The organism is Pandoraea oxalativorans, assembly GCF_000972785.3.
Lineage (GTDB): Bacteria > Pseudomonadota > Gammaproteobacteria > Burkholderiales > Burkholderiaceae > Pandoraea > Pandoraea oxalativorans.
Genome location: NZ_CP011253.3, coordinates 697,608 through 715,577 on the forward strand (window position 1 = coordinate 697,608; position 17,970 = coordinate 715,577).

At 63.5% G+C, this 17,970-nt stretch carries 16 protein-coding genes; 6 read left to right on the top strand and 10 right to left on the bottom strand.

From position 1 onward, the window contains the following. Positions 1–29: 29 nt before the first annotated feature. On the bottom strand, positions 30–1,079 hold the full coding sequence (locus MB84_RS03215; protein ID WP_046290731.1) for an aldo/keto reductase: 1,050 nt from the start codon (positions 1,077–1,079) through the stop codon (positions 30–32). Positions 1,080–1,484: 405 nt separating this feature from the next. Here MB84_RS03215 and MB84_RS03220 point away from each other — a divergent pair, with 405 nt between their 5' ends. Beyond that, positions 1,485–2,471 (top strand): AraC family transcriptional regulator, encoded by a 987-nt coding sequence (locus tag MB84_RS03220; protein WP_084009584.1) that lies wholly within the window; start codon positions 1,485–1,487, stop codon positions 2,469–2,471. Between the two features lie 2 nt (positions 2,472–2,473). On the opposite strand, the gene ligD is transcribed toward MB84_RS03220, so the two are convergent. Further along, positions 2,474–4,960: a DNA ligase D gene (gene ligD, locus MB84_RS03225; RefSeq protein ID WP_084009988.1), complete on the bottom strand. Its 2,487-nt coding sequence runs from the start codon at positions 4,958–4,960 to the stop codon at positions 2,474–2,476. 8 nt (positions 4,961–4,968) lie between these two features. Then, positions 4,969–5,946 (bottom strand): non-homologous end joining protein Ku, encoded by a 978-nt coding sequence (ku, locus tag MB84_RS03230; RefSeq protein ID WP_046290732.1) that lies wholly within the window; start codon positions 5,944–5,946, stop codon positions 4,969–4,971. 277 nt (positions 5,947–6,223) lie between these two features. Here ku and MB84_RS03235 point away from each other — a divergent pair, with 277 nt between their 5' ends. Together MB84_RS03235 and MB84_RS03240 are read left to right on the top strand one after the other, a co-directional pair. Then, positions 6,224–6,952 (top strand): hypothetical protein, encoded by a 729-nt coding sequence (locus tag MB84_RS03235; RefSeq protein ID WP_065225744.1) that lies wholly within the window; start codon positions 6,224–6,226, stop codon positions 6,950–6,952. Positions 6,953–6,991: 39 nt separating this feature from the next. Beyond that, complete coding sequence (locus tag MB84_RS03240) at positions 6,992–7,243, top strand: MJ0042-type zinc finger domain-containing protein (protein ID WP_046290733.1); 252 nt, start codon at positions 6,992–6,994, stop codon at positions 7,241–7,243. Positions 7,244–7,285: 42 nt separating this feature from the next. Here the strand turns inward: MB84_RS03240 and MB84_RS03245 are convergent, their stop codons facing one another. From MB84_RS03245 to gtdA, 6 genes are all read right to left on the bottom strand, one after another. Further along, positions 7,286–8,227: a 2-hydroxyacid dehydrogenase gene (locus tag MB84_RS03245; RefSeq protein WP_084009989.1), complete on the bottom strand. Its 942-nt coding sequence runs from the start codon at positions 8,225–8,227 to the stop codon at positions 7,286–7,288. Positions 8,228–8,346: 119 nt separating this feature from the next. Beyond that, a complete protein-coding gene (locus MB84_RS03250) occupies positions 8,347–9,690 on the bottom strand; it encodes an MFS transporter (RefSeq protein WP_046290734.1) in 1,344 nt (447 codons plus the stop codon). A 111-nt stretch (positions 9,691–9,801) separates the two neighbouring features. After that, a complete protein-coding gene (locus tag MB84_RS03255) occupies positions 9,802–11,019 on the bottom strand; it encodes a 3-hydroxybenzoate 6-monooxygenase (protein ID WP_046290735.1) in 1,218 nt (405 codons plus the stop codon). A gap of 94 nt (positions 11,020–11,113) precedes the next feature. Beyond that, on the bottom strand, positions 11,114–11,755 hold the full coding sequence (gene maiA / locus MB84_RS03260) for a maleylacetoacetate isomerase (protein WP_046290736.1): 642 nt from the start codon (positions 11,753–11,755) through the stop codon (positions 11,114–11,116). Positions 11,756–11,765: 10 nt separating this feature from the next. Further along, entirely contained in the window at positions 11,766–12,464 is a 699-nt protein-coding gene (locus tag MB84_RS03265) for a fumarylacetoacetate hydrolase family protein (protein ID WP_046290737.1), read from the bottom strand. A 47-nt stretch (positions 12,465–12,511) separates the two neighbouring features. Then, positions 12,512–13,549 (bottom strand): gentisate 1,2-dioxygenase, encoded by a 1,038-nt coding sequence (gtdA, locus tag MB84_RS03270; protein WP_039395745.1) that lies wholly within the window; start codon positions 13,547–13,549, stop codon positions 12,512–12,514. Positions 13,550–13,753: 204 nt separating this feature from the next. Between gtdA and MB84_RS03275 the strand changes: the two genes are divergently transcribed. Continuing rightward, on the top strand, positions 13,754–14,704 hold the full coding sequence (locus tag MB84_RS03275) for a LysR family transcriptional regulator (RefSeq protein WP_046290738.1): 951 nt from the start codon (positions 13,754–13,756) through the stop codon (positions 14,702–14,704). A gap of 302 nt (positions 14,705–15,006) precedes the next feature. Here the strand turns inward: MB84_RS03275 and MB84_RS03280 are convergent, their stop codons facing one another. Continuing rightward, positions 15,007–16,038 (bottom strand): ParA family protein, encoded by a 1,032-nt coding sequence (locus tag MB84_RS03280; RefSeq protein WP_046290739.1) that lies wholly within the window; start codon positions 16,036–16,038, stop codon positions 15,007–15,009. Between the two features lie 352 nt (positions 16,039–16,390). Here MB84_RS03280 and ruvA point away from each other — a divergent pair, with 352 nt between their 5' ends. Both ruvA and MB84_RS03290 read left to right on the top strand, forming a co-directional pair. Further along, positions 16,391–16,972 carry a Holliday junction branch migration protein RuvA gene (ruvA, locus tag MB84_RS03285; RefSeq protein ID WP_046290740.1) on the top strand — a complete coding sequence of 194 codons (582 nt, stop codon included), beginning with the start codon at positions 16,391–16,393 and terminating at the stop codon, positions 16,970–16,972. An 80-nt stretch (positions 16,973–17,052) separates the two neighbouring features. After that, positions 17,053–17,961, top strand: a complete 909-nt coding sequence (locus tag MB84_RS03290) for a LysR family transcriptional regulator (RefSeq protein ID WP_046290741.1) — start codon at positions 17,053–17,055, stop codon at positions 17,959–17,961. The last annotated feature ends 9 nt before the right edge of the window (positions 17,962–17,970 follow it).

The window sequence follows — 17,970 nt, forward strand, 5'->3', positions numbered from 1 at the left end:
GAACGCCGAAGACGTTCGGTGTCGATCGCTTACAGCAGGCCAGCTTCGGCGAGTTGCGCGCGACGCGGATCGCCCTGACGCGAGAGCATCCAGCCCGGGTACTCGCTGGGCAGCGCGCTCGCGGCGTTGATCGCCGACAGGTCGCGCTCGCTCAGCGTGACGCGCGTAGCGGCGATGTTGTCGTCGAGTTGATCTGCGCGTTTGGCCCCGATGATGACCGTCGAGACGACCGGTTGCGCGAGCAGCCAGGCGAGCGCGATCTGCGCAACCGACACGCCTTTTTCCGTGGCGATGCCGCGCATCATGTCGATCACGTCGTAAGCACGTTCGACATTCACCGGCGGGAAGTCGAAGCTCTGGCGGCGCGCGCCGTCTTCCGACTGACCGTCACGCGTGTACTTGCCCGAGAGCAGGCCACCTGCCAGCGGGCTCCACACCATCAGACCGACGTTCTCGCTGCGCAGCATCGGAACGATTTCGCGTTCGAGATCGCGTCCGGCGACGGTGTAATACGCCTGAAGCGAAGCAAAGCTCGCGAGGTTCAGGCGTGCCGAGATGCCTTGCGCCTTGGCGATCTGCCAGGCGGCCCAGTTCGAGACACCGATGTAGCGCACGTGGCCCTGACGCACCAGCGTGTCGAGCGCGCTGAGCGTCTCTTCGATGGGCGTGACCGGGTCGAAGCCGTGTACCTGATACAGATCGATGTGATCGAGTTGCAGACGCTTCAGGCTGGCCTTGACGCCGTCCATGATGTGATAGCGCGACAGGCCGCGCGAGTTGCTGCCCTGTGCGCCGGTGACGCCGAAGACCTTCGTGGCGACGACCACGCTGTCGCGCGGCACGTTGAGGTTGCGCAGGGCTTGTCCGGTGAGCATCTCCGACTGCCCTTCCGAATAGACGTCGGCGGTATCGATGAAGTTGATGCCCGCGTCGAGCGCACGACCGACGAGCGCGTCGACATCGTTCTGTTGCAATTGGCCGATCTTGCTCCACATGTCGCCCTGTCCGCCGAAGGTCATCGTGCCGAGGCACAGTTCCGAGACGAAGAGGCCGGTGTTGCCGAGTTTCCGTTGTCGCATTGCATCGCTCCGTTGAGTAGCTGCCCGTCGCAGGTGGCCGTCGGTGAGGGAGACGGTGTGCACGGGATGGGATGCATTATGCGTCGCGGGGCATCAGGCAAGCAGTACCTGTTTCTGCACATTTCCTGCCTGATTCTGCAATCGGACGCGATGGCGGGGTGTCGTCTGGACCGGCATGCAGCGGGAAAGCGTTGTCGAACATGGCGGTCAGGTGACGGAGGACTGTCCGGGCCTGGGATCGGAGGATCGACGGTGCGTGTCGGATCTTGCCGGATTCTCCGGATTTCGTGCCTGAACGTGTGGATGTGACTCCGGAGGATCAGGCAATTTTTTATGACAGGCGTATGCTTCGGTTCATTGCGGCCGGGAATGTCGGAGACGGCCACCCTGAATCGAGGACTTGCCATGCATCTCGTCAAAACATCGCCACCGGCGTCGCTTCACGGCGCACCACCGCAAGACGGTCGCGCCGCCGATCCGTCGCACGCCGCCCGCGCGGAACTGGTGCGTTTGCTCGAACGCGCGACGCATGGGTTGGAAGGCACAGCGCCCACGGCGGTGGACGGTCTGATGGTGCATCGCATCCTGCATCCCGGTGGGCCGAAGCCTGCGTTGCAGCAACCTGCCTTCGCCGTGATTGCGCAAGGCGAGAAGCGTTTGCAGATCGGGGAGGCAAACTACGCGTACGACCCGATGCATTACATGGTCTCGTCGGTGCACTTGCCGGTGGTGGCGCAGGTGTCCGGGGCGAGCGAGCAATCGCCTTATCTGGGCATGCGTCTGAATCTGGTGGCGGAAGACGTCACGTCGCTCATCGGCGACGAGCATCTGCCGCCACCGGCCCCGTCGCCGTGCGGGCGCGGGTTGTACGTCAACCGGCTCGACGCTGCGTTGCTGGACGCGGTGCTGCGCTTGCTGCGTCTGCTCGATGCCCCGCGCGACATCCCGATTCTTGCGCCGATGATCAAGCGCGAGATCATCTACCGGCTGCTGATGAACGGGCAGGGGGTATTGTTGCGTCAGATGGTGATGCAGGACAGCCAGATGAACCGGATCGCGAATGCGGTGCGGTGGTTGCGCGACCATTATGCGCAGCCGTTGCGCGTGGAGTCGCTGGCGCAAGAGGTGCACATGAGCGTGTCGTCGTTGCATCACCACTTCAAGCTGGTGACGGCGATGAGCCCGTTGCAGTATCAGAAGCAGTTGCGCCTGCAGGAAGCGCGTCGTTTGATCTTCGTGGCGGACGTTGCCGTGTCGTCTGCGGCACAGGCGGTGGGCTACGAAAGCGCATCGCAGTTCAGCCGCGAATACGCCCGCGTCTTCGGCGAAGCACCGCTACGGGATAAGCGCCGGTGGTTACAGGATGGGGATGTGGGGGCGTCGCGGGGGTGAGTTCAATCCCCTAGCCGATCCAGCATCGTCTTCGTCACGCGTTGCTGCGACGCCTTATCGTAATCTGCCCACGGGTCTTCTTTCAGTGCGGTGAGGCGGTCTAGAGCGTTGCGCACGGTCCAGGCGTCGGCACCGGGCAAATCGGACAATTCCTCCCAATGGACCGGCACCGATACCGCCATGCCTTCTCTCGCCCGGGCCGAGTAGGCGCATACGGTCGTCGCCCCCCGGTAGTTGCGCAGATAGTCGATGAAACACTTCCCTACGCGATGCTTCGGTCCCATCGTCGCCGTGAACCGGTCGGGAAACACGCGCGCCATATGCTTGGCAATGGCTTCTGCGAACGCCTTCGCGAAGTCCCATTCGTGACGCCTCGCCAAGGGGGTCACCACGTGCAGCCCCTTGCCGCCGCTCGTCTTCACGAAAGCCGTCAGCCCCAATTCGTCCAGTAGCCCCCGAATGAGCTGCGCGCCTTCCACAATCTGCGCAAACGTCACCCCCTTGCCGGGGTCCAGATCGAAGATCACGCGATCGGGACGCTCGATCAGATCGCTGCGCGCATTCCACGTGTGGAACTCCACCGACCCCATCTGCACGGCCCCGACGAGTGCGCGCGTATCGTCGATCTGCATCAGCGGTTCGTGGTCCGGATCGAGCGACGGGTCGAGCATGCGTACGCCGGTGATCGTCTTCGCTGCATGCTTCTGGAAGAACATCTCGCCGCCGATACCTTCCGGCGCACGCAGCACAGCCACCGGTCGGTCGGCGAGGTGCGGGAGCATCCATTGGCTGACGGCGTCGTAATACTCGGCGAGCTCGACCTTCGTCACGCCCGAGTGCGTGTCCATTACGCGTTCGCCGTGTGTGATCTTCACTGGAAGCGCGGATGATTGCGGCATGGGCGGTTTCTCCTTCGATGAGTTGACGGCACCGCTGCGGCGCGTCTCGCGGCGAATCTCCTTCGCCGGTTTGTCGGTGCGCATCGCGTGGAACGAGGCCTGACGCACATGGCCGTCGCGCGTCCACTCGGCGAAGCGGATTTCTGCGACCAGCGTCGGGCGCACCCAGTGCACACGCGCCTGCCCCCCCGGGCGCGGCGCAGGGGACAGTGCAGGGCGGGGCGTCTCAATCGCGTCGAGTTGCTTGCGCATGCGCAGCAACGCCTTGGCGTCGAAGCCAGTGCCGACCTTGCCCGCGTAGCGCAACGTCTTGCCGTCATCGTCGAAATAACCGAGCAGCAACGCGCCGAATCCCTGTCGCGAGCCGGCGGGTTCCGTGAACCCCAATACGACGAACTCCTGACGCTGCGAGCACTTGAGCTTGCGCCATGCGTCGCTGCGACCGTCGACATAGGTCGAGTCGTCGCGCTTGACGATGATGCCTTCGAGGCCCGCTTCGCACGCGCCGTGCCAGAGCGATCCGAGATCGCCTGCGACAGGTTGGAGCACGCGCACGGCATCCGTCTCTTTGCCTTCGAACATGCTTGATAGCCTTGCTTGTCGCTCGTGCAACGGCGCCTCGCGCAAATCCTCGCCGTTACACCATGGCAGATCGAAGACGTAGATGACGATGGCGCTCTGGGCGTCTTCGTCGAACGCACGTTGCAACGCCTGAAAGTCCGGTAACCCATGCTCGTTGGCGACGACCGCCTCGCCATCAAGCCACGCGTTGGGGAGACCGCGCTCACGCAAGGCGGTCACGGCGGGTTGGAAGCGGCGCGTCCAATCTTGCCCGGAGCGTGTGAAGACGCGAATGTCGTTGCCCGCAATGCGGATGAGGACGCGATATCCGTCGAGCTTCAACTCGGCGTGCCAGCCTTCGGACGACGGTGCCTGATCGACGAGTGTCGCCAGCATCGGACGCATCTCGTCGGGTGGTTTCGTCGACGATCTGCGTGTCGTCGCAGGTTTCGACGTCGGCGGCTCGGTATGCGGTAATGCATGCCCGTCGTCATGCCGGTGAATCAACAACCATTGCGGTTGGCGCGCGGGTTTGTCGGTGCGCACCAACGTCCAGTGTCCGTTGAGTCGTTCGCCTTGTAATGTGAACGACAACTTGCCGTTCGCGTAATCGCGCGATGCGTTGCCGTCGGGTATCCAGATGCCTCGATCCCAGATGTCGACGTGCCCCGCACCGTAGTTGCCTGCGGGAATGTCGCCTTCGAAGTCGGCGTAAGCGAGCGGATGGTCTTCGACCTGAACCGCCAGTCGCGGACGGCTGACATCCGGACTCGGTTGCTTCGGCAGCGCCCATGAACGCAGGGTGCCGTCGAGTTCCAGACGGAAGTCGTAATGGAGATGGCTGGCGTCATGCCGTTGGATGACATACCGCAGCGCATGCTGGCGGGATGCACGCTTACCGCGCGGCTCTGGCGTCGCAGAGAAGTTGCGTTTCGCATCGTACGCCGCGAGTGGATCGGCGGATGTGCGACGGCGACCCGGTTTCGCACTCGTCGCTTTGGTCGGCTTGTCTGAGGCGCGTCTTGGCATCGTCGCGCTCACTTGGTTCTGGTGGATTTAGTCGACTTGGCGCGCTTGACCGATGCCTTCTTGGCCGCCGTCTTCTTAGTCGTCTTGCTGTCCGACGCTTTCGTCGACGATTTTTCCGAACTACGCGCCTTCACAGGCTTCGCCTCGACGTCCTGCGCATCGACGGTCCCGGCATCGCGCTCGCCCTTCGTCCCGAGGCTCTGCTTGAGTAGCGCCATCAAATCGGTGACGCTGCCGCCGCTCGCCAGCTTCGGGGCGCTCGCTTCGATCTGTGCGACCTCGCGTGTCTGACCGGACGCGATCTTGCGGTCGATGAGCGCCTTGAGGTCGTCCTGAAACGTGTCGTGATAATCGCCGGGATGCCACGGCCCGGACATCTCGTCGATCAGCCGGATCGCCATGTCCAGTTCGCGCTCGCCGGGCGCGGCGAGTTTCTGCAACTTCTCCTTCGTCAACCCGACCTCGGCCGGATCGCGCATCTCGTCCTGCCATCTGAGGGTGTCGAGTACGAGCGCGTCGCCCGCTGGCGCGAGCACGGCGAGATGCGCGCGCGTGTGCATCACCACGCGCGCGATGCCCAGCTTGCCCGCCTTGATGAGCGCCGCGTGCAGCAGCGCGTAGGCCTTTGCGCCGCCACGCTCGGGCACGAGGTAGTAAGGCGTATCGAGATACATGAACGAGACGTCCGTGGCATCGACGAACGCCAGAATGTCGACGGTCTGCGTCGCCGTCGGATTGGCCGAGCGGATCTCGTCGTCGCTGAGCACGACATAGTTGCCTTTCTCGTACTCGTAGCCGTGCACGATCTGGTCGCGCGGCACTTCTTTGCCGTTCTCCTTGTTCACGCGCTTGTAGCCGACCGGCGACATGGTGCGCTTGTCGAGCCAGTCCAGATCGAGCTTGTGTGTCGTCGAGGCAGGAAACAGGGTGACGGGTACGTTGACCAGTCCGAAGCTGATGGCGCCCTTCCAGATTGCGCGAGCCATAGATGCTCCCAATGCTGTGACCGAATGTGGGGTTCCGGGAGTGCACGAAGCAGAGCAGCGCCGAACGTGCAGGAAATCCCGTATAGGCATCACCCGCGCGCTTGCATGCCGCATGGCCGCCCTATTACGTTGCGATTCATCCCGAGGCGTGCCGGTTCCCCTGCATTGATTTTCTCAATGCCGATGGCCATGTCATAAGGATTCCTTGATGAAACAAAGCGGCAAGACGCTCATCCCATTGGAATCGATGCGTGACATCAGCAAGGGGAGATAGGCAATGGCGATGATCGTGGCAGGGCGATTCACGACGTTCGATCAGGCGAATCTGGTGGCGAGCCGGTTATACGACCGGTCCTTTCGACCGTCCGACGTGTCGGTGTTCTTTCTGAATCCCACCGGCCAGCACGCCAAGTTTGCGTTGGGCGGCGATGTGGATGCCGATGCTGCGGCGCGTCCGGCGAGCCGGGGCGCGGCGCAGGGCGTCATCGCGGGTGGGGCCTTCGGACTTGCGCTGGGCGCGTTGTTATACGTCGCGGTCTGGCGCTTCTGGCTCGTGCCTGTCGTCGGCATGATGGCGGGGGCCTATCTGGGCGCCTTCCTCGGCGCTTTGCGACGCATGCAGAGCCGCGAGCGCGTATCGGCAAAGCAGGCAGGTATGCGAGACGCTGGGGTGATACTAGCCACACACGTCAGCGAATCCACGGCGGGTACGGCGATTGCCGTGCTGCGCGATGCGGGCGCGGCGGAAATCGAGCAGGCGAATGGCGTGTGGGAAGGGGGCGAATGGCGCGACTTCGATCCGGTGCAGCACGCACATCATGCACAGCGCGCGTCCTCGGCGCGCGACGCCGAGCCCCAAGCCGAGCCGACGATTGGCGTGGCGGCCAACGAGCACCGTACTCGCGAAGACCGTGAAGACCGCGAGGGCCGCGAAGGCGCTACCGATCACACCCCGTCGACCCGCGACGAGACCCGCGAACGGCCCCGGCGCACCGACTGGCTGTAGAACGATTGCGTTCCTTAATGACTGTTCAGGAGGCTGACAATGCTGTCGATCCATACCGGTTTCGTCGTTTGCCCGACCTGCAAGGCCCGGTTCGCCGTGGCGGCCAGTGAGCCGAGCGTTCAGGCGCTGCACGACTATCTCCATTCGGAGGCCGAAGTGAAGTGCCCGACCTGCGATACCGTTTTCGCGACGTGCAACGCCAGGAGCAGCATCGAGTTCGAGCCCGTCAACGACGGCGAGACGCTGTCGCCGTCTCCCGAACGAAGCATCGACGGGCTCGATAATCACTGAATCGCGGCGTAATCGTCGCAAGCGTCAGCGGTTCACAGCGGCTTACAGTGGCGTCAGCACCGGTTCGCCCGCCTGATAGCGGCGGGTATTCTCCATGAACATCGAGAGGGTGGCCGCTTCCGCTTCTGGCGAACGGCCCGCCACGTGCGGGCTCAGCACGATGTTCTGCAAGTCGATGAGTGCGGCGGGCGGCGACGGCTCGCCTTCATAGACGTCCAGCCCCGCGCCAGCGATCACACCGTTGCGCAATGCATCGGCAAGCGCTGCGGTGTCGACGACGCTGCCGCGCCCCAGATTGACGAGAAAGCCGTCTTTGCCGAGCGCGCGTAGCACGTCGGCATTGATCATGTGATGGGATTCCGCGCCGCCTGGCGCCGTCACCACCAGAATGTCGGCCCATTCGGCCAGTGCCGTCACGCTGTCGAAGTACTGATAGTGCGAAGGGAGGTCGTCGCGACGGTTCCGGTTTCGGTAGCCAATCTGCATATCGAAGCCTTCGCCGCGTTTGGCGAACTGGCGGCCCACCGCACCAAGGCCGACGACCCCGAGCTTCTTCCCGGCGACACCCGGTTGCATGGGCAGCGCGTCGCGCCAGATGCCCTTGCGGCATGCCGCGTCATATTCCGGAATGCGGCGAATGGCGGCGAGCAGCAGGGCGAAGCCCTGATCCGCCACGGTCGGGGCGTTGGCACCTGCGCCATGCACCACCACGACGTTGCGCGCGCGCATCGCCGGAATGTCCAGATTCTCGTAACCGGCGCCGAGTGCGCTGACCAGCTCGACGTTCGGCAACTGCGTCAGTTCGGCAGCGCTCATGCCACGCGAGCCGTTGGTGAGCACGAAACGCACGCGCTCACTTTCCGGTCCCCAGCCTTCCGGCGTCGGATGGTGGCTCGGGCGGTAAATCACTTCGAAACGGGTTTGCAGTTCGGACGACTGCTCGGGATGCATCGGGATGATGACCAGCAAGGGGGGCAGCGACACCTTCAATCTCCGTCAGAGGAATTTGGACCGACGGCGACAGGTGGGCAGGCACCTCGATTCGCCGTCAGTCGACACTCTATCCCTATCCGCGACGGATTGCGCGGCGCATCAGCGCCGGATCATGCCGCCGCTTCGACGGCGAGCGCGGCCTGGCGGTGGCGAATGCGGCCGAGCGTGAGCATCGTGAAACCGGCCAGCACCGCAGGCACGCCGATGGCGGCGAACAGCGCGGGCATCGACCATCCCATGGCGAGCATCGACGCACCGCCCACCGACCCGACCACCGAGCCCATGCGTCCGACACCGTTTGCCCAGCTTACGCCGGTCGCGCGGCAATCCGTCGGATAGAACTCGGCGGAGAGTGCGTTCGCGCCGACCTGACCGCCCGAGACGCAGAACCCGGCCCAGAACACGGCGACCGAAGCGAGCACCGGCGAACTGGCCAACGGGCCGACGGCGGCCACGCACACGCCTGCCAGTACGTAGGCGGTTGCGAGCACGTAATGGGGATTGAAGCGGTCCATCAGCCAGCCGAGGACGATGGCCCCGAGCGTGCCGCCGACCTGGAACATCGCCGTGACGATGGCCGCGTTACGCAGTGTCAGGCCGTTCGTGCGAAGCAACGTCGGCAGCCAGCTCGAGAGCAGATAGATCACCAGCAGGCTCATGAAGAACGTCACCCAGAAGAGCAGGGTGCCACGCAGCAATTCCGGCTTGAACAGATGCCGCACCGGCGACGTGGTCGACGGTTTCATCGCCACATTGAACGTAGCACCGCGCAGATCCTCATGCGGCGCGATGCGTTGCAGCGACGCGGCCACGCGCTCCGGCGACTTGCCCGCCATCACCAGATAGCGCACGGATTCAGGCAACGCGCGGATCAGAATCACGCCGAGTACGACGGGCATCACACCACCGACGACCAGCACCGAACGCCAGCCGAACGCTTCGATCAGGCCTGCCGAGGCGAGACCGCCCAGGGCGGAGCCCAACGTGAAGCCGCAGAACATGGTGGTCACAAGAAACGAACGGCGCGAGTCGGGGCAGTATTCCGACGTCAGCGTGATCGCGTTCGGCATCGCACCGCCGAGGCCGAGGCCCGTCAGGAAGCGCAGGGCGACGAGGTGCCACAGGTCCATCGACCAGGCCGACGCGAGACTCGCGACGCCGAAGAACAGCACCGAGAAGATGAGGATGGTCTTGCGTCCGAACTTGTCGGCGAGCGGGCCAAACAGGAACGCACCGGCCATGAGACCGGCAAGTCCTGCGCCGAACAGCGGGGCGAGATGCGCGGGCGTGAGTGACCATTCGGCACGAATGGCGGGGGCGATGAAGCCGATGGCCGCGGTATCGAAACCGTCGATGGCGACGATCAGGAAGCATAGAACGACGATCATCATCTGAAACGGCGAGATGCGATGCCGGTCGATGAATGCCGTCACGTTGATGGGATTCGCTGGCATGGGGTGTCTCCTCTGAGGTGCCAGAAGCCGCGCGAGCGCAGGTGAGCGGTCGCGCGACGGGTCCACGCGGTGGAATTTTTTTGTTCCGCGTGGGGTATTGCGGTTACCGCCTTATGCGTCGGCCAGCCACGGGGTTTGCGACAGGCAGTTCTCGGCGCGCCAGCCGTGCAGCCATTGCAGGGCGTCGTAGAACTGCGTCTGCGTGCGGCCCTTCCACAGCGAGTTGCGCACCCAGCGATCCACGCCCTTGGCGTGATAGACGCGGCCCATGTCGCGTGCGCCGTAAAGCACGCGCGCGGTGCGCGGGATGCGGGCGTATTCGTAACGACGGAAGGCCTCGGTGAAATCGCCGTTCGCTGCCGTGTAGGCCGCACCGAGCGTGACGGCGTCTTCGAGTGCCTGACACGCGCCTTGCGCGATGTACTGGGTCATCGGATGTGCAGCGTCGCCGAGGATCGTCGCGCGGCCAAAGCTCCACTGCTCGACCGGGTCACGGTCGGCGGTGGCCCAGCGACGCCACGACGTCGGACGGTCGAGCATCTGATGCGGCAACGCGTCGATGCCTTCGAAGTACGACAGCACTTCTTCCTTGCTGCCGTCGCGCACGCCCCACACTTCCTGTTCGCGGCTGTGGAACGTGACGACGAGGTTGTATTGCTTGCCGCCGCGTAGCGGGTAGTGCACGAGGTGGCAGTTCGGACCGGCCCACACGACCGGCGCATTCACCTGCAAGTCCTTCGGCATGTTCTCGACATCGACCACCGCGCGGTAGACCACATGGCCCGTTACACGCGGCTCGTCGCCGATCAGTGCGGCGCGCACGGCGGACTTCACGCCATCGCAGCCGATCACGGCGTCGGCGGTGTGACGCTCGCCGTGCTGGTCGACGACGGTGACGCCATGCGCATCCTGTTCCAGCGACACGACGCGGGTGGCCGTGCGGAACTGGATTCTCGGATTGCGTTGCACGGCTTCGAGGATCGACAGATGAATATCAGCGCGATGGATCACGGCGTACGGATTGCCGAAGCGCTCGCGATACGGCGCGCCAACGTCGACTTGCGCGATGATGCTGCGGTCGATGGCGTCGCGCAGCGTGATGTGATCGGTGAAGACCGAGCGTCCTCGCGCGGCCTCGCCGACACCGAGCGCATCGAGCGCGGCGAAGGCGTTGGCTGCCAACTGGATGCCCGCACCGATTTCGCCGATGGTCTCGGCCTGTTCCAGCAGCTCGATCTGCACGCCCTGATTGGCGAGCGCGAGCGCAGCGGCGAGGCCGCCGATGCCGCCGCCGACGACCAGCGCTTTGGGTTGATGGGGTTGCGTCATGCTTGTCTCCTCGGGCATTGCCTGCCCTCCTGCTTTTTCGTTCACTTCCCGCGCATGCCGCCAGCGTCGTCTGAGAACGCTGGCGTGACTTCACTCACGCCGAGTAGTCCGGTTGACGGCTGGGGGCCGCCGCGAGAAACGCCGGATGCGTTTGCGCCAGCGCGAACACCGCCATCGCGCGCGGATATGCCGACAGATCGCAACCCATGCGCTGCGCGTTGGCGATCTGCGGGATCAGGCAGATGTCGGCGAGCGTGGGCGTGTCGCCGAAGCACCATGCGCCGTGGCCGTACTTCACCAGCAGACGCTCCACGCCGGCCATGCCTTCTGCGACCCAATGGCGATACCACGCGTCCTTCTGCTCGGCCGACAAGCCGAGCGGCCCTTGCAGATACTTCAGGATGCGCAGGTTGTTCACCGGGTGGATGTCGCAACTGATGAGCATCGACAGTTCGAGCACACGCGCACGTGCTTCGATGTCCTGCGGCACCAGACGCGTCTGCGGATACTTCGCGTCGAGATAGTCGATGATGGCGAGCGATTGACCGAGCGAGACGTCGCCATCGACCAGCGCGGGCACGGTGGCCGACGCGTTCACTTCGTCGACATACGGCTGCGCGCGATGCTCACCGACGCGGATGTTCACCGGAATCGTGTCGAACGCAAGTCCCTTGAGCGCGAGGGCGATGCGTACGCGGTACGACGTCGAACTGTTGAAAAAGCTGTAGAGCTGCATGACCGTTGCCTCAGACCACGCGCACCGTGATCTCGCCGAGACCTTCGACGGCCGTGACCATCGTCTCGCCTGCCTTGACGGGGCCGACACCTTCCGGGGTCCCCGTGTAGATCAGGTCGCCCGGTTCCAGGCGGAAGAATTGCGACAGGTAGGAGACCGTCTCGGCGACCGACCAGATCAGATGCGTGACGTCGCTCTTTTGCTTCTGCACGCCGTCCACCGTCAGCGAGATCGCGGCCTTTTCGACGTGACCGACGCTGGAGACCGGATGGATCGGACCGATCGGTGCCGACGCATCGAAGGCCTTGCCGATTTCCCACGGACGGCCCATCTCGCGCATCTTCATTTGCAGATCGCGACGCGTCATGTCCAGACCGACGGCGTAACCCCAGACGTGTTCCAGGGCCTGATCGAGCGGAATGTCCGAACCGGCCTTGCCGATCACGGCGACCAGCTCGGCTTCGTAGTGGTAGTTGCTCGTCTGCGCCGGGTACTTCAGTTCCAGCGTGTCGCCGTAAGCGACCGGCAGCACGGCGTCGGCCGGCTTGCAGAAGAAGAACGGCGGTTCGCGGTCAGGATCGAAGCCCATTTCACGGGCATGGGCGGCGTAGTTGCGGCCCACGCAGTACACGCGACGCACGGCGAACTGGTCGTTGCTGCCGACAACGGGAATGCCGACGACGGCGGGCGGGGTGAAGACGTAGGACATGGTGATTGACTCAGCGAATAAGGTGAATGAAAGAGGGGGCTGGTGGCTCAGGTGCGGGACTCGCGCAGCAGGTTCAGCGCGGCGAGCACCGGGCGATCGGAGTAGCTGAACAGCACGGCGTCGTCGAGCGCGGCGAGTTGCACAGGTGCCCACGACGGCACCACGAAGTGATCGCGCGGTTCGAACTGGAACACGTCGTCTCCAATGCGCACCGTGCCGCGACCTTCGACGACCGAGAACACGGTGGCATCGGTGCTGCGATAGGTCTTGCCCTGGAAGCCAGCCGGGAGGTATTGCATGAACGTCGCCATCGTCGGCATCGGCCAGCCGCCGGTCGCCGGATTGACGTAGCGCAGCTTGATGCCGTCCCACGGATCGAGTTCACCGTTGCGATACAACGTGTCGAGCGCTTCGCGCGAGCGGGCGTACGGGTAGCTGAAGATCGGCGACGTCGGATCGCTGACCTTGTGATGCACCGGCAGCATGTTGAAACCGTAGCGCGCGAAGCTGTCGCCCTCGGGGCGCTGCACGGGTTGCTGCGATTCGGGGTAGTTCTCGGCGAACCCGGCGTCGAAGTACTGCACGAGCGGGATGTCGAGGCCGTCGAGCCAAACGACCGGCTCGCCGTCGGACGGATTGCCGTGGTCGTGCCACGTCCACGACGGCGTGATGATGAAGTCGCCCGGGTGCATCGTCGTGCGCTCGCCGTTGACGGCCGTCCAGGCGCCGCTGCCTTCCACGATGAAGCGCAGCGCCGATTGCGTGTGGCGATGGCTCGGGGCGATTTCGCCCGGCAGGATCAGTTGCAGACCGGCGTAGAGCGAACCGGTAATGCTCGACGATCCCGGCGTGCCGGGGTTCTGCAGAATCAGCACGCGACGTACGGCTTCTTCGGCACTGATGACGCGGCCCGCTTCCATCACGAGCGGGCGCACTTCGTTGTATTTCCAGATGGCAGGCACGACGCGCGGGCGCGGCTGCGGCGGCACCAGGCTGTGCAGCGATTCCCACAGCGGGGCCATGTGGTTGTGACCGATGTGTTCGTAATAGGCAGCGCGTTCGGCGCTGGGGGCGCGGTCGGACATGCTTGTCTCCATGTTGGAAAGGGCCCGGTTGGCTCGCCTGGCGGGTGTCGCAGACGGCGTTGCGTGGTGCTTTTCGGGTCTATAAATAGCGTTATACTCGGCGAGACATATTCTTTGAAATGAAAAAATCATCGGATCCATACGAAAAAACGTATGGATCGAGGGATTTGAGCGGTGCCCGCCCGAGGTGCCCGGAGACAGCGCATGGATTGGACGCAACGACTACGTCTGCGCAACTTGCAGATGCTGCTGACCCTCGCGGAGACGGGCAACATGAGCCAGTCTGCCGCGCTGCTCAACACGACACAGCCCGGTTTGTCCAAGTGGCTCAAAGATCTGGAGGACGACATCGGCCTGCCGCTGTTTGAGCGTCAGGCGCGCGGATTGCGGCCCACTTCGTACGGCGAGGCGCTGATTCAGCACGCGCGACGCATCGAAGCGCAGCTCGACACTGCGCGCGACGATCTCGACGCCATGCGGGAGGGCGGGAGCGGGCTGGTGGCGATCGGGACGTCGGGGGCGTCGTCGGCGGACACGGTGCCGCTCGCGGTGTTGCTGCTCCTGCAACGCATGCCCCGCGTGCAGGCGCGCGTTGTCGAAAATACGATGGACCGGCTGATGAATCAGTTGGCGCATAGCGAGATCGACATCGTCGTCGGGCGCTCGGCTCCCGAGCTGCAGGACCGAAACGTGCGCACCGAAGCGCTGTATCTGGAGCCGCTGCACTTCGTCGCCCGCACGCGGCATCCGGTGTTTTCGCAATCGACGGTGGATTGGGCCGATATCCAGCGCTATCGCTGGGTCGTCTGGCCGCGAGGCACGCCGATTCGCAACGCGCTGGAATCGGCGTTGGCCGAAGCGGGGTATCCGCTGCCGAACGACACCGTCGAATCGAACTCGACGATTCTTAATCTCACGCTACTCAACAACAGCGACATGATCGGTCTGGCGTCGCACCGCACGGCGAGCCGCTTGCAGGCGCTTGGGGCACTACGCATTGTGCCGCTGCGCCTGGCCGGGTTCGGCGGTGTCTCGATGTACTGGCGCGACGATGGTGCGAATCGCGCGGCCGTGGTCGAAGCGCTTGAATGCCTGCGGTCCGCAGCGAAGCGCTCTACCGGGGATTTGGTGGAGGGAGTTGGGGGAGAGGGGTGAAAAGTCAGGCGAGCCGCCGCATTGTGGCGGCGGCGTCGAGATTATCTGGCTAGTTCGTGAACGGTCTCGCCCAGTCGTCTGAGAAAGCGAGAAAAATCACCGGTCAGCTTACGATCTATCGAGCGTTTTGTAGTACGAAGGGCTTGTGCGTCCGCCTCGTGGGCAATCGCATTGCGCCGCGCGACGATCTCTGTCAACGTTGAACGAACCGTCTCTTCGTCCTCTCCCATCGCCGTTGCGATGCGTTTCCATTTGCGGCTCTCGGGCCATATGTAGCTCAATCCTTAAATGAACTCAGGGCGTTAGGCATGATTCAGGAGCGAGACAAGTTGATCGGCGACGTTTTCAAGCTGTCCTCGGAGCTCATCTCGCTGTCGAATCCAGTCCCTCGTAGGGTCTGCAATCTGCCCGACGTGCGTGTCCGACAGCGCGAAAGCCGGGACGCCGACTTCGAGTGCTTTTGCCGTCAGAGTTTCCATCTCGCAGATCTCTTGAAGGCAATAGTCGTTTGCGTTAATCGAGTTGGCGTAGATGTTCGGAGAAAACGTCATACGCTGCTTCGCAATATGGGGAACAAAGTCACCGGAAATTGCAGACCTGATCGTCGAGGCGATGTCTTGACGATGACGACGGGTCGTTCCCTTCCGAGGAGCATGCCGGTACATCAACACCCCGCCCAATTTGGGTGTCCCTTCACGCAGTGGGTATGACGACGAGGCCAGATCGTCCATCGAATGGAGCTTCCAGTTGAGCCATCGGGCGAGAACATATTTCAGCGTGTCCAATGCCTGAATCGCGAAGGGGTCGGGAATAACGGGGATAACAAAAACATCGCTGTGCATGAAGAGGTTGGCATTGATTCCTCCAAATCCGGTAGCGACGTTGATCAACGTGAAATCGATGTCATATTTGCGCTCACAAAGGGAAATCAAGCGATTAAACGCGCCGGGCGTGCCCTGAAGGGAATCACGTTTGTCGTTCGCATCCTGTGCGAGCATCAGATAGAAATCGTACTCGGATAGATTGGCATGTCCTGGCAGTAAACGAAGATTGGGGGCTTCCGGGGCACAGGGGCAGTCGATTTCCCGAATGCCAAGGGTGTCGAGTTCAAACGCCGCACTGGTCGCGTCTTTCAGGTTGTGCCGCCGGGTTCGTTCCTCCGAATAGTGTGCATCGAATCGGGCGCGAAGCATCAGCCCGGTCAGATCACATTTGGGGTCCGCGTCGACCAGCAATACGCGATATTTCTCCGCCATCAGCCAGCCGAGGTTGTAGATGGACATGGTGTTGCTCACGCCACCAGTGGAATTGAACAGCATCAAACGCTTCGCCATTTTTTGCTCCTGCGACGTTGAGGCGGGACGTGCGATGGGATGTCCGTCGAACGTATCGGAATGGTGCTTGAGACATCGTGGACGGGAGGGATGGTGGATCACGGCGTAAAGACTCCTTCGAAAGGGACGCACAGTCTCGCAAGAATCGCCGTCGTCCATTGACACCCGAAAAGAAGCGGTTTCCCTACAAACGCATAGCTTTCAATGGCTTAGCGCCGACCCCGAGCGGGCACTTATCCGAACTTCCCCATGCCCCGCGTGCCATCTATGCAAACCCGACCCCCAAACCCCAAAGCGGCCCGGACGGTTTGCTAAACTTGCCGCCTGTCGAAGTCACTCTCTTGGGGCGTCAATGATTGGCCGCATCTCCGGCACGCTGCTGGAAAAGAATCCGCCGCACATCCTGGTCGATTGCCAGGGCGTGGGTTATGAAATCTCGGTGCCGATGAGCACCTTCTTCAACCTGCCGAACGTCGGTGAGCGTGTGACGTTGCTCACGCAGTTCATCGTGCGCGAAGACGCGCAACTGCTCTTCGGTTTCGGCTCGCCGGACGAGCGCAACACGTTTCGCGAACTGCTCAAGATTTCGGGCGTCGGTGCACGCACCGCACTCGCGATCCTCTCGGGTATGAGCGTGGCCGACATCGCGCAGGCCGTCACGTTGCAGGAGTCCGGACGTCTGACCAAGATCCCGGGTATCGGCAAGAAGACGGCCGAGCGTCTGCTGCTCGAACTCAAGGGCAAGCTCGGCGCGCAACTCGGCACCATCGCCGGGGCCGCTGCACCGCACGATCACAAGAGCGATGTCGTCAACGCGCTGCTCGCGCTGGGCTATTCCGACAAGGAAGCGCTTGCGGCGGTCAAGACCGTGCCCGACGGCACGAGCGTGTCGGACGGCATCAAACACGCGCTCAAGTCGCTGTCGAAGGCCTGAGCGATTCGCCCGTGCGGGCGCGATTCGACTGATGCGCGCAAGGAAGTGGCACGGGAGTGGACGCAGAGTGAGGAGGCGGCATGCAACTGCGATGGCTTGAAGACTTCGTCGAACTGGCACGCACGCGCAGCTTCACGCGGGCGGCGGAGAACCGATTCGTCACGCATCCGGCATTCGGTCGACGTATTCGCGCGCTCGAAGAATGGGTGGGCACGCGTCTCGTCGAGCGGAGCAAACCGCTCGAACTCACGGCTGCCGGTACCGTATTTCTCGACGCGGCCACCAACGCGCTCGACATCCTTCATAGCGCCCGCACACAATTGCAGGACGCCGCGCCCACGCTTGAAAACAACCTGAAGATCGCTACCGGCCGCACATTGGCCGCGACGTTCTTCCCGGATTGGTACGACGAGACCGTCTCGCGCATCGGCTTCTTTACCGCAACCCTGTCCACTGGCGGCGCGGAGGAAGCCATCCTGAGGCTGGCTGCGGGGGAGGTCGACCTGCTGATCGTCTATTCCAGCGCGCACACGCGGCTGCTCATCGATCAGGACCGCTTCGACTGGCTGAGCGTAGCGCGTGAGGTGCTGGTGCCGGTCAGTGCGCTCGATGCGAAGGGACGGGCGAAGTATCGGCTTGCGGCCGGGCCGTCGCCCATTCCGTGGCTGGCGTTCACGCGTACGCTGACGCTGCGTGCCGTGCTCGCGCGGCATCTCGCCGAGATGCCGAACCGTCCGACGCTCAAGCCGGTTTATCAGGCCGATTCCTACGAAGCGATTCTCGCCATGGCGCGGCGCGGTGCAGGCATCGCCTGGCTGCCGCAGCGTCTGGTGGCCGACGACGTCGCACGTGGCACGCTCGCCATCGTCGGCGGGAAAGACTGGCAGATCGGCTTCGACATCGCGCTCTACCGGCGTCGCCATCAGCCACACCCCGTGCTCGACGCCATCTGGCAAAGCGCGCGCCTCGCCGCTGGCGAAGACGCCTGACCTTCAGGC